Raw genomic sequence first — 12,584 nt, 5'->3', positions numbered from 1 at the left:
TCACCGGTTCCAGAGAGGGCGGGGCATGCGGGACGAAGGGCGCTCCGGCGCGCTCACGCGCGGCCCGCCGCCTTCGCCCGGGTTTCGTCGTACCACCAGAGGCGTTCCACCGGAAACCCGTAATCGGGCTTGGTGTCGCGAAAGCCGAACATGTCCCACCACGCGCATTTGCGCCCGGTGGAGCCGATATTGGGCAGCCAGTCCAGCCGCCAGCGCAGAACACGGTCGAGCGCGCGCATGGCAAAGGCGAGTTGCTCCCGGTCCTGCGCCTCGCCGATCCGCTCGATCAGGGCGTCCACCGCCGGGCTCGCGGTGCCCGGATAATTGTAGGAGCCGGTCCGGTCCCGGGAGGCCGATCCGAAGAACAGGCTCATGCCCTCGCGCGTTGGCGTGCCGTTGAGGGAAAAGGCGCAAAGCATCATGTCGAAGTCGAAGCGGTTCTGCCGGTCCTGATATTGCGCGGCGTCCACCAGTCGCATCGAGGCGTCGATGCCCAGAAGCTTCATGTTCTCGATCATCTTGCCGTAGACGCGCGACTGCTCGGGGTCGTTGATGAGATGCTCGAGCCGGAAGACCGCGCCTTCCGCGTTCACGAGCTGCGTGCCCTTGCGCACCCAGCCGGACGCCTGGAGAAGGTCGGCCGCCTCGCGCAGGAGGCGGCGGTCGCGGCCCGACCCGTCCGACACGGGCTGGCGCCAGACCTCGCCGAAGACCTCCGGCGGCAGATCGGCGCGCAGCGGCTCCAGAAGCGCGAGTTCCTCGGGCGAGGGCATGCCCGTCGCCACGAAGTCCGAATTCTCGAAGGGCGATTGCGAATGCTCGCGCAGGCCGTAGAGAAGATTGGCGTTGGTCCATTCGAAGTCGAAGCACAGGTTGATCGCGCGGCGCACGCGCGCATCCTGAAACTGCGCCCGCCGCTGGTTCAGCGCCCAGCACTGGAAGCGCGGCCACTTGTCCGACCCGAACGTGCCGAGCCGCACGCGACCGGCCGTGACGGCGGGGAACTGGTATTCCGTCGCCCAGGCCTTGGTGGTGAACTCCTCGCGGAACGTCGTGTCGCCCTTCTGGAAGGCCACGAGCTGCGCCTGCCGGTCGCGGAAGAACTCGATGCGGATCGTCTGGAAATGGTCGAGCCCGCGCTGAAAAGGCTTGTCCCTGGCCCAATGGTCGGCGCGCTTCTCGTATTCGATGAAGCGTCCCGCCGAGTAGCGGCCGATCCTGTAGGGGCCAGAGCCCGGAATTTCCGTGAAGCCGCCCTCCGTGAAGGGACGGTCCTTGAAAAAGGCTTCCGGCACGATCGGGATGCTGAGCGCCTGGAGCGCGGTCGGCAGAGTCTGCCGGCCGGTGAAGCGCAGCACCACCGTGCGCTCCGCTTCCGCCGTGACATCGGCCACTTCGGCAAGGCTGATCGCGAGCGAGGGATGACCCTCCGCCTTCATGGTGCGGTAGGAGAAGGCGACGTCGGAGGCGAGAACCGGCGCGCCGGTGGAGAAACGCGCGTCGGGGCGGAGCTCGAAGCGGAATGTGTTGCGATCGGCCGACATCGAGACGCTCTCGGCGAGCAGCCCGTAGATCGAGTCCGGCTCGTCCAGCGTGGAGAGCATCAGCCCCTCGTAGAGAAGCTCGATGCGCGGCGGCGCGTTGCCCTGCAGGATGAAGGTGTTGAACGTGTCGAACGTGTCCGGCGCCTGGTTCAGCACCCAGTTCGGCACGGTGAAGGTGAAGCGCCCGCCTTGCGGGGCTTCCGGGTTCGCATAGTCGAACTGCCCGTAGTCGGCGGGGTATTTCAGATCGCCGAAGGCCGACAGCCCGTGCAGCGGCGTGTCCGGCGCGTTGGCGGCGAAGAGCGGCCGGGGCAGGGCGGAGGCGGCGGCCGCGCCGAGCGCCAGCTTGCCGAAGTCGCGCCGCGAGAGGATGCGGAAGCTCTCGCTCATGGCGTTCCCGCCGGCTGGGCGGGCGGGATCGCGGGCGCGGCCGCCGGGTCCGGCGCACCGGCCGCCGCCGCATCCGCCGGCGTGTTGACGGGCACCTCGCCCTTCACCCACCAGGAATAGGGATCGAGCCCCGCATAGGCCGGCTGCTTCTCGGGCATGCCGAACTTGTCCCAGTAGGACACCCAGATTTCCGGGTTGTTCCACTGCGGCACGACATAGAAGTTCCACAGGAGAACGCGGTCGAGCGCGTGAACGGCGGTGACGAGACTGTCGCGATCGGGCGCGTAGATCACCTTGTCCACCAGCGCGTCCACCGCCTCGTTGCGAATGCCCGCGAGGTTGCGGCTGCCGGGCAGCGAAGCGGCGGGCGTCGTCCAGAACTCGCGCTGCTCGTTGCCGGGCGAGAGCGACTGCGCCATGACGTCGGTGACGATGTCGAAGTCGAAGCCGTTGACCAGCGCCAGATATTGCGACGTGTCGACGATCCGCGTCGTGGTCTGGATGCCCAGGCGCTTCAGCTGGTTGGCGAAGGGGTCGATGACGCGCGAGGAGGAGGGATCGGCCGCCAGGAACTCGATCGTGAAGGGCTCGCCCTTCGCGTTCACGAGCTGCGAGCCCTTTCGCGTCCATCCGGCCGCCGTCAGAAGGTCGAAGGCCTGCTTGAGATAGGTCCGTTCGGCATTGGGCTGGGAATAGTCGGGCAAGGTGAAGGGCTGGGTGAAGACTTCGGACGGAATCTTGTCGCGCAGCGGTTCGAGAAGCTTCAACTCGCCTTCGCTCGGAAGGCCCGACGAGGCCAGTTCCGTGCCCTCGAAATAGCTCGTCGTCCGCTCGTAGAGCCCGTAGAACAGGTTCTTGTTCATGTCCTGAAAGTTGAAGGCAAGCGTCAGGGCCTGGCGCGTGCGCGGGTCGGCGAACTTCTCGCGCCGCGTGTTCATGACGTAGCCCTGCATCGGCTCGCCCGTGCCGGAGGCGATGGCCATCTTCTTCACGCGCCCGTCGTTGAAGGCGGGAAAGTTGTAGCCCTGCGACCAGCGCCCTGCGCTGTTCTCGAGCCGGTAGTCCGAGAAGCCGCCGCGCTTGTAGGCCTCCCAGGCCGCGCTCTGGTCGCGGAAATAGGTGTAGCGGATCTCGTCGTAATTGAAGCGGCCGACGCGCGGTGCCTTGTTCGCGGCCCAATAGTCCGGCACGCGCTCCCAGGTGATGGCCGAGCCCGCGTCGAAGCTCTTCACGCGGTAGGGGCCGGAGCCCACCGGAATTTCCAGCGTCGGGTTGGCGATGTCGCGCTTCTTGCCCGAGGCGTCCGTTCCTTCCCAGTAGTGTTTGGGCAGGACGACGAGATCGCCCATGATGTTGGGCAGCTCGCGATTGCCGGTCTGGTCGAAGCGGAACGTGACCTCGCGCTCGCCGGTCTTCTCGGCCTTGGTGACGCTGCGATAATAATTGGCATAGAGCGGCGAAAGCTTCGTCACCGTCTCGAAGCTCCAGATCACGTCTTCGGGCGTGATGGGCTGGCCGTCCTGGAAGCGGGCGTCGGGATCGAGCCGGAAGGTCGCCGACGAAAAGTCCGCGGGATAGCGCATCGCCTCGGCGATCAGCGCGTGGCTGACGCCCGGCTCGTCGGGCGCCTGATCCATCAGCGTGTCATAGGCGATGCCGCCGCCGAGCGCCGCGAAGCCCGCCGCCGGCGTGCCGCGCACCGGGAAGGGGTTGAAGCTGTCGAAGGTCCCCGGCGCCGACAGGCGCAGGACGCCGCCCTTCGGCGCGTTCGGGTTCACATAGTCGTAATGCCGGAAATCCTCGCCGTATTTCGAAGGATGGATGATCGAGGACGACGTGCGCCATTCTCCCGCCTGTGCCGTCGCCGGGGCGGCGGCCTGGGCGGGGGCCTGAGCGGGGGCGGTGTCTCCGCTCGCGGGCGCGCCTTGCGCGAAGGCCGGAGGCGCGAGGCCGGACAGGAGCGCCGAAGCGAGAAGGGCGGACACGGCGCGGGATGCGATCGGCAAGGCGGACTCCGGGCAGGCGGGCGTCGATGACGCGACAGAAGGCGGGACCCGCAAGACGGCGGGATCAATATGGCCATCCTCGGGCGAAGCGCTCGAGATACGAAAGTGTAATGTTCGCCGCGCCCCTGTCCATGGCATGGGGCGCCTTCGCGATGCGATCGATGCGTGCCCCATGGCTCTGGAAGGGATTGCCTGTCCCCGACCCGCCGCGGAGACGGGCATGACGCGCGCCGGCGCCGGGCCGAAAGCGCGGCGGCTCGGCTCGGCTCGGCTCGGGGAAGCGGGCCCTATTCAGGCGCCCCATGGCGCGCGGACCGGCAGGGCGGGGCAGGCCGCCTATGGAAAAGGCCGGACATGAAAAAGGCCGGACGTTGCCGCCCGGCCTTCCCGTGAAGTGATCGCCCGATTACTGGGCCGGAGCGGGCGCAGGGGCTGCGGGGGCGGGTGCCGCCGGCGTCGCCGCATCCGGAGCGGGCGCTGCCGGGGCCGGAGCCGCCGGAGCCGCGCCGGGGTTCTGCGCCTCGGCCGGGCTCGGCGCCTGCGGCGGAGCCGAGGTCGCGTTGTCGCCCGTCGTGGGCACCGCGCCGGACGGCGGGGTGGTCGGCGTCGCGCCCGTGGTGGCGTCGGTCGTGCCGCCGCTCTGGGGCTGCGTCACCGTGTCCGAGCCGAGCGTGCCGGTGTTGGTGGTGGTGGCCGGGTTGGTCTGCGCGGGGGCGGCCGCGTCGCCGGCGGCGGGCGCCGCACCCTCGGCCGGAGCCGCCGCTTCGCTCGCGCCGGCGTCGGGCGCGGGAGGGGCGGGCGGGTTGTCGGACAGCGTTCCGAGATAGGCCAGGAGGTCGGCGCGCTCCTGGTCCTTGGCGATGCCGGCAAAGCCCATGGCCGTGCCCTTGATGTACTGCTTGGGGCCGTGGAGGAAGTGGTTCAGGTGATCCCAGTCCCAGACCACGGTCTTGCCCTGCGAGAACTCGGTCATCGCGGCGGAATAGGAGAAGCCCTCGTGCGAGGCGATCGGCCGGTTCACGATGTCCCACAGATCGGGGCCGACCTTGTTGGGGCCGCCCTTCTCGCCGGAATGGCAGGCCTGGCAGCGCTTGAAGATCGCCGCGCCGTTTTCCGCGCTGGCGGTCTGCATGATCTGGCCGACCGGCGTCACCTCGTTGGCGGCCGGAGCCGCCGCGCCGCCCGCCGCAGGCTCGGCGGCGGTGATCGCGAAGCCCGGCTTCTCGGGCGCTTCGGAATGGAAGATGGCTTCGGCCAGAAGGCTGCCGCCGAACAGAACGAACACGGAGCCCAGAACGGCGCCGAAGATCTTGTTGGCCTCGAATGAATCCATGTTGCTGGGCGGCTCCCTCTCCAACCGGCCCGGCGACCGGCGAACACGACGTCTTGGATGCCTCGGCCCTCCTCCGGTCGCTCCGGCGGATGGCTTCGGCCACTCGAAATCTCTTGCGTTTCGAAGGGAAAAGCCAAGCCCTTTCTCTTCGCGACGCTCGGAGGCTGTTGCCGGGATGCGGCACCCCCTGTAAGCCCCCTCACGCGTGCTCTTCGAAATCGGGGAAGGTCCGCCGCGCGGTCTCCCCCGCGCCGGCTTCCGCTCCCCGCTTTCCAAGGGCACGCAAAGTCTGGAAGCGTTCTGACATTCCCCCCGGAATGGATCAAGCGCCCACCTGTCACAGCATCGCGTTATCTCGCGCGTTTCGCGGGAGATTTCGTGCTTTTCCGGCCCGGATCGTCACCCATGACCACACTCGTCCTCATTCCCGCCCGTCTCGCCTCGACGCGCCTGCCCAACAAGCCGCTCGCCGACATCGGCGGCGCGCCGATGATCGTGCGCGTGGCCGAGCGCGCCCGCGACGCGGGAATCGGCCGCGTCGTGGTCGCGACCGACAGCGCCGAGGTGCTCGCCGCCGTGGAAGGCGCGGGCTTCGAGGCGGTGATGACGCGCAGCGACCACCCGTCCGGCTCCGACCGCATCTTCGAGGCGCTGCAGCGGATCGACCCGCAGGGCGAGGTCGACACGATCGTCAATCTCCAGGGCGACCTGCCGACGATCGAGCCGGACACGGTGCGCGCCGTCCTGAAGCCCTTCGCGGACCCGGCCTGCGACATCGCGACCGTGGTGGTGGAGATCGGCAACGTCGCCGATGCCGGCGACCCCAATGTCGTGAAGCTCATCGGCACGCCGATCGCCGAGCGTCGGCTCAACGCGCTCTATTTCACGCGCGCCACCGCGCCGACGGGCGAGGGGCCGCTGTTTCATCATGTCGGCATCTACGCCTATCGCCGCGCCGCGCTGGAGCGCTTCGTCACGCTGAAGCCCTCGCCTTTGGAAGTGCGCGAGCGCTTGGAGCAGCTGCGCGCGCTGGAAGCGGGCATGCGGATCGACGCCGAGATCGTCGACGCCGTGCCGCTCGGCGTCGACACGGCCTATCAGCTGGAGGAAGCGCGCCGCGCCTATCTGTCGCCGGAGCGCACCGGGCGCATCGCCTTCCAGGGCGAGCGCGGCGCCAATTCCGACATGGCCTGCCAGGCCATGTATCCCGACCTGACGCCCTTGCCCTGCCCGAGCTTCGAGGACGCTTTCGCCGCCGTGCAGAACGGCGCGGCCGATCTCGCCATGATCCCGATCGAGAACACGCTGGCGGGCCGCGTGGCGGATGTTCACCACCTCCTGCCCCGCTCGGGCCTGCATATCGTCGGCGAGTTCTTCCTGCCGATCCGCTTCCAGCTCATGGCCAAGCCCGGCACGGCGCTCGCCGATATTCGCGAGGTGCACAGCCATGTCCACGCGCTCGGCCAGTGTCGCGGCATCATCCGGCGCAACGGCTGGAGGCCGGTCGTGTCGGGCGACACGGCGGGCGCGGCGCGCATCATCTCGGAAATGAAGGAGCGCGACGTCGCGGCCCTCGCGCCGCGTCTGGCGGCCGAGCTCTACGGGCTCGAGATTCTCGCCGAGAATGTCGAGGATGCCGAGCACAACGCCACGCGCTTCGTGGTGCTGACGCGCAAGGCGGGCGGCAAGGCGCTCTGGGCGGCCAATAGCGGCCAGCGCGTGGTGACGACCTTCGTGTTCGAGGTGCGCAACGTCGCGGCGGCGCTCTACAAGGCGCTCGGCGGCTTCGCCACCAATGGCGTCAACATGACCAAGCTCGAAAGCTACCAGCTGGAAGGCAAGTTCGTGGCGACGCAGTTCTATGCCGATATCGAGGGGCACCCGGAGGATGTCGGCGTCGCCCATGCGCTGGAGGAACTGGCCTTCTTCTCCAAGCGCCTCGCCATTCTCGGCGTCTATCCCGCCGCCGCCAACCGGCCGGAAATTCCCGCGCCCGCCATCGGCGAGTGAGGAGGGGCGGCCGGCAGGCCATGGGCGGAAACGAGGCATAGGGGCGGCTCGGCCGCCCTTTTTTCGTTCAGGCCTGCCTGAGCCTCGCGCTCTGAGCATGCCCCAAACAGCAAAAAGCCCCGCTCGGCGGGGCTTTTTCGTCGGCCGGGCGGGAGAAGCCCGGCAAATGTTGCGCGGCGCTTAGCGGCCGACGCGAACCATGCGCTCGATGTCGCCACGCAGCACGCCGATGTCGCTCAGCATGCGGTCGTCCATGCGGGACAGTTCGGCAACCGTGCGGCGGTGCGAACGAAGGCTGCGGAGGCGGGTGGCGATCTCGGAGATCATTGTCTTTGGGTCCGTCTGGTTTGGTTCGTTTGTTGACGCTGATATACGCCTCGGACCTGCCTGTTAGGAGAGCAAAAGCTGCACGCCAGTTGTGCAGTCTGCGCATGGCGTAGCCATGATCCCGTTCATCGAATGTTAAGAAACCGCCTCATAGATAGGCATCATGGCGCTCCCTGCCTTCCGCGAAGGTGCGAATCAGGTGATGCGCGATGGCGAAGGGCTTGGGCAAGGTGATGCCTTCGTCATGCCGCCCCTCCATCATGGCCACGACCTCCGCTCGGCTGAACCAGCGGCAATCCTCCAGTTCCGCGCCGTCGAAGGCGATGTCGGTGCTCGTCGCCTCGGCGATGCAGCCGATCATGAGCGAGCCCGGAAAGGGCCAGGGCTGTGAGGAGTGGTAGCGCACGGCGCCCACCGTCAGCCCCGCTTCCTCCAGCGTTTCGCGCCGCACGGCGTCCTCGATCGTCTCGCCCGCCTCGATGAAGCCGGCAAGGCAGGACCACATGTCATCAGGAAAATGCGGCTGGCGCCCGAGAAGGCAGCGTCCCGCCCCGTCATGCACCAGCATGATCGACACCGGGTCCGTGCGCGGAAAGATCAGGTGATCGCATCCTGTGCAGCGGCGGCGGAAGCCGGCGGCTTCCGACACGGTCTCTCCGCCGCAACGTCCGCAGAAGCGAGCCGAGCCGTGCCAGTTCAGAAGATGCGTCGCCTGCGCGAGCTGGCCTTCCGTGTCGGCGTCGAGCGCCTGGCGCTGGGCGAGCGCGCGCAGCTCGAACAAGGGCAGGGCGCCGAGGCGACGCTCCGCGCCTTCGCCGGTGAGCCCGAGCGCGGCGATCCGCTCGCCCCCGAGCCGCGCGGCAAGGCGTGGCGCGCCGTCGGCCGCGTGGCCGAGAAGGAGGCTCGGGTCCTCCCCGCCCAGCCAGTCGCGCGCCGATGCGATGTCGAAGAGCGGGCGGACGGCGCCGTCCGCCTCCACCCGCGCCAGCCATTGTCCTTCCGCTTGCAGGAACACGCCCGCGCCGGGATGGGCGAGCGCTTCCGCCAGCGTCGCCTCGCCGCGTGTTTCCCCGTCGCGGACGAGGCGGTTGCCGGCAAAGCCGAGGCGAAGGGAGGTGTCGGTCATGACAGGCTTTCAAGAAGGCGGGCGCGAAGGGCTTCGGCCTCGGCAGGGGAATAGGGCTCGCGCTCTCCGTAGCCCCAGACGGGGCGGGGCCAGTTGGGGTCGCCGGTCCGGCGCGCGACCACATGAAGATGGAACTGCCGCACCGAATTGCCGAGGGTCGCGATGTTCATCTTTTCCGCGCCCGTCAACCGCTTCAGCCCTTCCGCCGCGCGGCAGGCCTCGCGGTCGAGCTGCTGCCGGTCCTCCTCCGACAGGTCGAACAATTCCACCGCCCCGGCGCGGCGCGGCACGAGAATCAGCCAGGGCCAGCGCCGGTCGTTCATCAGGAGAAGGCGCGACAGGGGAAGCTCCAGAAGCGCGATCGTATCGGCTTCGAGGCGGGCGTCGAGTTCGTGATCGGTAGCGTCTTGCATTCGGCGGAAATCTCCACGATATGAGCAGTGGGAGGTTGGTGGTGGACGAGCCGCTCGCCAACCGGGTCAGGTCCGGAAGGAAGCAGCCCCAACGAATCCGGCACGGGTCATCGTGCCAGCCTCCCACCCTTTCTCCTCGCCCGTTTTCGTGCCCGCGCCAAGCCCGCCCTTCGGGGTGCGAGCGCATGGGCCTGCGGCGCGCCCGGCTTCTTCCATTGCATCTCACGAAAACGCCGTTAGACCATCGCGGCGATGCGGCGCGGGTTTCATTCGGGGCCCGATCCTTTAGTGTCGTTTCGCGCGGGAGGCTGGCTCCGGCGCGGCGCATTCAGACGAGACGGCATGGCTGAGAGCAAGCAGGAACAGGCTGAGACGGGCGGCGCGGCCGGCTCCTACCGCGTCCTTGCGCGAAAATACCGCCCCCGTTCCTTCGACGACCTGATCGGCCAGGAGCCGATGGTCCGCACGCTGACCAACGCCTTCGAGGCGAACCGGATCGCGCAGGCCTGGATGCTGACCGGCGTGCGCGGCGTCGGCAAGACGACCACCGCCCGCATTCTCGCCCGCGCGCTGAACTACGAGACGGCGACCGTCCACCAGCCGACGATCCACATGATCGAGCCCGGCATCCACGATCAGGCGATCATGGAAGGGCGGCATGTCGACGTGGTGGAGATGGACGCCGCCTCGCACACGGGCATCGACGATATCCGCGAGATCATCGCGCAGGTGCGCTACCGGCCCGTCTCGGCGCGCTACAAAGTCTATATTATCGACGAAGTGCACATGCTCTCCACGCAGGCCTTCAACGGCCTTTTGAAGACGCTGGAAGAGCCGCCCGAGCATGTGAAATTCGTCTTCGCGACCACCGAAATCCGAAAGGTTCCGATCACCGTCCTGTCGCGCTGCCAGCGCTTCGACCTCAGGCGCGTCGATCCGGCGACGATGATGAGCCATCTGACCCGCGTGCTCGGCGCCGAGAAGGTCGAGGCCGAGGAGGCCGCGCTCCGCCTCATCGCCCGCGCCTCGGAAGGCTCGGTGCGCGATGCGCTGTCGCTCACCGATCAGGCAATCGCCCACGGCGCGGGCCATGTCTCGGCCGCGACCGTGCGCGACATGCTGGGCCTTGCCGACCGCGCGCGCGTGGTGGACCTGTTCGAGCTTCTGATGAAGGGCGATGGCACCGGCGCGCTCAAGGAATTTGCCGAGCAATACCGCGCCGGGGCCGATCCGGTCGTGGTGCTGACGGATCTCGCCGACTTCACCCATCTCGTCACCTCGCTGCGCTTCGTGCCGGAAACGGCGGGCGACGCCTCGCTTTCGCCCGACGAGGTGGAGCGGGGGCGCGACTTCGCCGCGCGCCTTTCGGTGCGCACCCTGTCGGAAGTCTGGCAGATGCTCCTGAAGGCGATCGAGGAAGCGCGCGCCGCCGCCTCGCCGCGTCAGGCCGCCGAAATGGCGCTGATTCGCATATCCCATGCCGCCGATCTGCCCTCGCCCGACGAGCTTCTGGCGCTCCTGCGCGACGGCGGCGAGCGGCTCGGCCGGCTCGGAAGCGGCGCCGGCGCGCCCGGCGGGGCAGGGGCTCCGCCGCGTGGCGGCACTGGCCAAGCGGGAGGCCAAGGAGGCGCGGCGCTCGACGCCCGCTCGTCCAGCGCCCAGGCCAGCGAGGCGCCGAACACGCCCGCGCCCGTCATGCAGCTTCGCACGATCCCCGGCGGCGGCCAGTCGCTCGCCGCGCGCATGGCCGCGCCCGCGCCCGATGCGCAGGCCGCGCGCCCGGGGCTGGCCGAGGCGCTGGATCTGGCGGCCATGCCCGCCTCCTTGCGCGATCTGGAAAAGCTCGCCGCCGAGAAACGCGATTCCCTGATGAAGACGCGCATCCGGCGCTATCTCCGGCTCGTGCGCATCGAGCCGGGGCGGCTCGAGATTCAGCCGGCCGAAGGCGCGCCGGTGAGCTTTGCCGGCGATCTCGCCAAGCGCCTGTTCGACTGGACGGGGCTGCGCTGGGTCGTCACCGTCGCTCCCTCGGGCGGCAGCGAGACACTGGAGGAGGTCGACGCCGCCCGCCGCGCCCAGCTGATCCGCGAAGCGGAGGCCGATCCGGACGTCGCGGCGATCCTCGCGGCCATGCCCGGCGCCAGGGTGCGCGAGGTCCGCCTCCTGAACGAGCCCGAATCCGCGCCCGAGCCGGAACCGGCCGAGCCGCTCGACGATTTCGTCGGCGATGGGGGACTGCCCGAGCAATACGATGTCGGCGAGCCCGACCTTGGCATGGACGCCCCGGATCACGACATGGAGTTTGACGCGTCGCTGGAACCCGGCGACGACGAAGACGACGACTGACCTTCCGACCCCCTTTCAACCGACAAGAAGGAGCTTCGCCCGGCATGAAGGATCTCATGGGCATGATGAAGCAGGCCAAGGCCATGCAGGAGAAGATGGGCAACCTCCAGGCCGAGATCGCCTCCGCGACGGCCACGGGCCAGGCCGGCGGCGGCGTCGTGTCCGTCACCCTGAAGGGCTCGGGCGAATTGGAATCGCTGAATCTCGACCCCTCGCTCCTGAAGGCGGACGAGAAGGACATTCTGGAAGACCTGATCGTCGCCGCCCATGCCGACGCCAAGCGCAAGCTCGACGCGCTGATCCAGGAAAAGACGCAGGCCCTCACCGCCGGTCTGCCGCTGCCTCCCGGCATGAAGCTGCCCTTCTAGTCGATAGCAGCCTCCAGGCGTTTCCGGCCGGCAAGCGCGTCTTGCCGGCATCTCACTTTTTCGGGGCGGCCCGCCGGGCCGCTCGCGTCCTTCCTGTCGAAAGCACCTCCTCGCATGGCCAAGTCCATCGCCGGTCCCGAGATCGAGCGGCTGATCCAGCTTCTCGCCAAGCTTCCCGGTCTCGGCCCCCGCTCGGCCCGGCGTGCGGCGCTGCATCTCGTCAAGCGGCGCGAGCAGCTTCTGCGCCCGCTCGGCGCGGCCATGGCGGAAGCGGCCGAAGAGGTGCGGGTCTGCTCGCATTGCGGCAATATCGACACGCGCGACCCCTGCACGATCTGCACCGACACCGGCCGCGACCGCGCCACGGTGATCGTGGTGGAGGACGTGTCCGACCTCTGGGCGCTGGAGCGGGCCAAGGCTCTGAACGCGAGCTACCATGTGCTCGGCGGCGTCCTGTCGCCGCTGGAAGGCGTCGGCCCTGACGATCTCACCATCCGCCGCCTCGTGGAGCGCGTGGCGGAAGGCGGCATCGCCGAGATCATCATCGCCGTGAACGCCACGGTCGAGGGGCAGACGACCGCGCATTACATCATCGACCAGCTCGACGGGTTCGACCTGAAGATCACCCGCCTCGCGCATGGCGTGCCGGTCGGCGGCGAGCTCGATTATCTCGACGAAGGCACGCTCTCGGCCGCCATGCGCTCGCGCACCAAGGTCTGAC

The 12,584-nt window shown here is 68.7% G+C and carries 10 protein-coding genes, 1 other RNA gene and 1 pseudogene; 6 read left to right on the top strand and 6 right to left on the bottom strand.

Features of this window, described 5'->3' with window-relative positions; all coding sequences use genetic code 11:
* Positions 1 to 53 precede the first annotated feature (53 nt).
* The 3 genes from B146_RS0108935 to B146_RS25535 all read right to left on the bottom strand — a co-directional run bounded on the left by B146_RS0108935 (position 54) and on the right by B146_RS25535 (position 5,273).
* Positions 54 to 1,934: an extracellular solute-binding protein gene (locus B146_RS0108935; RefSeq protein WP_019996093.1), complete on the bottom strand. Its 1,881-nt coding sequence runs from the start codon at positions 1,932 to 1,934 to the stop codon at positions 54 to 56.
* Positions 1,931 to 3,940 (bottom strand): extracellular solute-binding protein, encoded by a 2,010-nt coding sequence (locus B146_RS0108930; RefSeq protein ID WP_019996092.1) that lies wholly within the window; start codon positions 3,938 to 3,940, stop codon positions 1,931 to 1,933. The genes B146_RS0108935 and B146_RS0108930 overlap by 4 nt, the downstream gene beginning before the upstream one ends.
* A gap of 406 nt (positions 3,941 to 4,346) precedes the next feature.
* Positions 4,347 to 5,273 (bottom strand): c-type cytochrome, encoded by a 927-nt coding sequence (locus B146_RS25535; protein ID WP_019996091.1) that lies wholly within the window; start codon positions 5,271 to 5,273, stop codon positions 4,347 to 4,349.
* Positions 5,274 to 5,330: 57 nt separating this feature from the next.
* On the opposite strand from B146_RS25535, the pseudogene B146_RS29770 reads away from it, so the two are divergent.
* Both B146_RS29770 and B146_RS29765 read left to right on the top strand, forming a co-directional pair.
* Positions 5,331 to 6,338 (top strand): annotated as a pseudogene (locus B146_RS29770) (3-deoxy-manno-octulosonate cytidylyltransferase); the annotation flags it as partial.
* 120 nt (positions 6,339 to 6,458) lie between these two features.
* The gene (locus B146_RS29765) at positions 6,459 to 7,283 is read left to right on the top strand and encodes a prephenate dehydratase (RefSeq protein WP_051091535.1); all 825 of its coding nucleotides are present in this window, start codon (positions 6,459 to 6,461) and stop codon (positions 7,281 to 7,283) included.
* Positions 7,284 to 7,463: 180 nt separating this feature from the next.
* Here the strand turns inward: B146_RS29765 and B146_RS28300 are convergent, their stop codons facing one another.
* The 3 genes from B146_RS28300 to B146_RS0108905 all read right to left on the bottom strand — a co-directional run bounded on the left by B146_RS28300 (position 7,464) and on the right by B146_RS0108905 (position 9,149).
* A complete protein-coding gene (locus B146_RS28300; RefSeq protein WP_019996089.1) occupies positions 7,464 to 7,610 on the bottom strand; it encodes a DUF1127 domain-containing protein in 147 nt (48 codons plus the stop codon).
* Between the two features lie 148 nt (positions 7,611 to 7,758).
* On the bottom strand, positions 7,759 to 8,736 hold the full coding sequence (nudC, locus tag B146_RS0108910; protein WP_019996088.1) for an NAD(+) diphosphatase: 978 nt from the start codon (positions 8,734 to 8,736) through the stop codon (positions 7,759 to 7,761).
* Complete coding sequence (locus B146_RS0108905; protein ID WP_019996087.1) at positions 8,733 to 9,149, bottom strand: HIT family protein; 417 nt, start codon at positions 9,147 to 9,149, stop codon at positions 8,733 to 8,735. Before B146_RS0108905 ends, nudC begins: the two co-directional genes overlap by 4 nt.
* A 30-nt stretch (positions 9,150 to 9,179) precedes the next feature.
* Between B146_RS0108905 and ffs the strand changes: the two genes are divergently transcribed.
* The 4 genes from ffs (at position 9,180) to recR (ending at position 12,583) form a co-directional block, all read left to right on the top strand.
* Positions 9,180 to 9,276, top strand: an RNA gene (ffs, locus tag B146_RS28295) — signal recognition particle sRNA small type.
* Positions 9,277 to 9,491: 215 nt separating this feature from the next.
* Entirely contained in the window at positions 9,492 to 11,495 is a 2,004-nt protein-coding gene (locus B146_RS0108900; RefSeq protein ID WP_019996086.1) for a DNA polymerase III subunit gamma/tau, read from the top strand.
* A gap of 44 nt (positions 11,496 to 11,539) precedes the next feature.
* Positions 11,540 to 11,863 (top strand): YbaB/EbfC family nucleoid-associated protein, encoded by a 324-nt coding sequence (locus B146_RS0108895; protein ID WP_019996085.1) that lies wholly within the window; start codon positions 11,540 to 11,542, stop codon positions 11,861 to 11,863.
* Between the two features lie 114 nt (positions 11,864 to 11,977).
* Positions 11,978 to 12,583, top strand: a complete 606-nt coding sequence (recR, locus tag B146_RS0108890; protein ID WP_019996084.1) for a recombination mediator RecR — start codon at positions 11,978 to 11,980, stop codon at positions 12,581 to 12,583.
* Position 12,584: the final 1 nt, after the last annotated feature.

The organism is Aureimonas ureilytica DSM 18598 = NBRC 106430, from assembly GCF_000382705.1.
Lineage (GTDB): Bacteria > Pseudomonadota > Alphaproteobacteria > Rhizobiales > Rhizobiaceae > Aureimonas > Aureimonas ureilytica.
The sequence above is the reverse complement of the archived record's forward strand: the minus strand, read 5'-3'. Positions and strand labels throughout refer to the sequence as shown.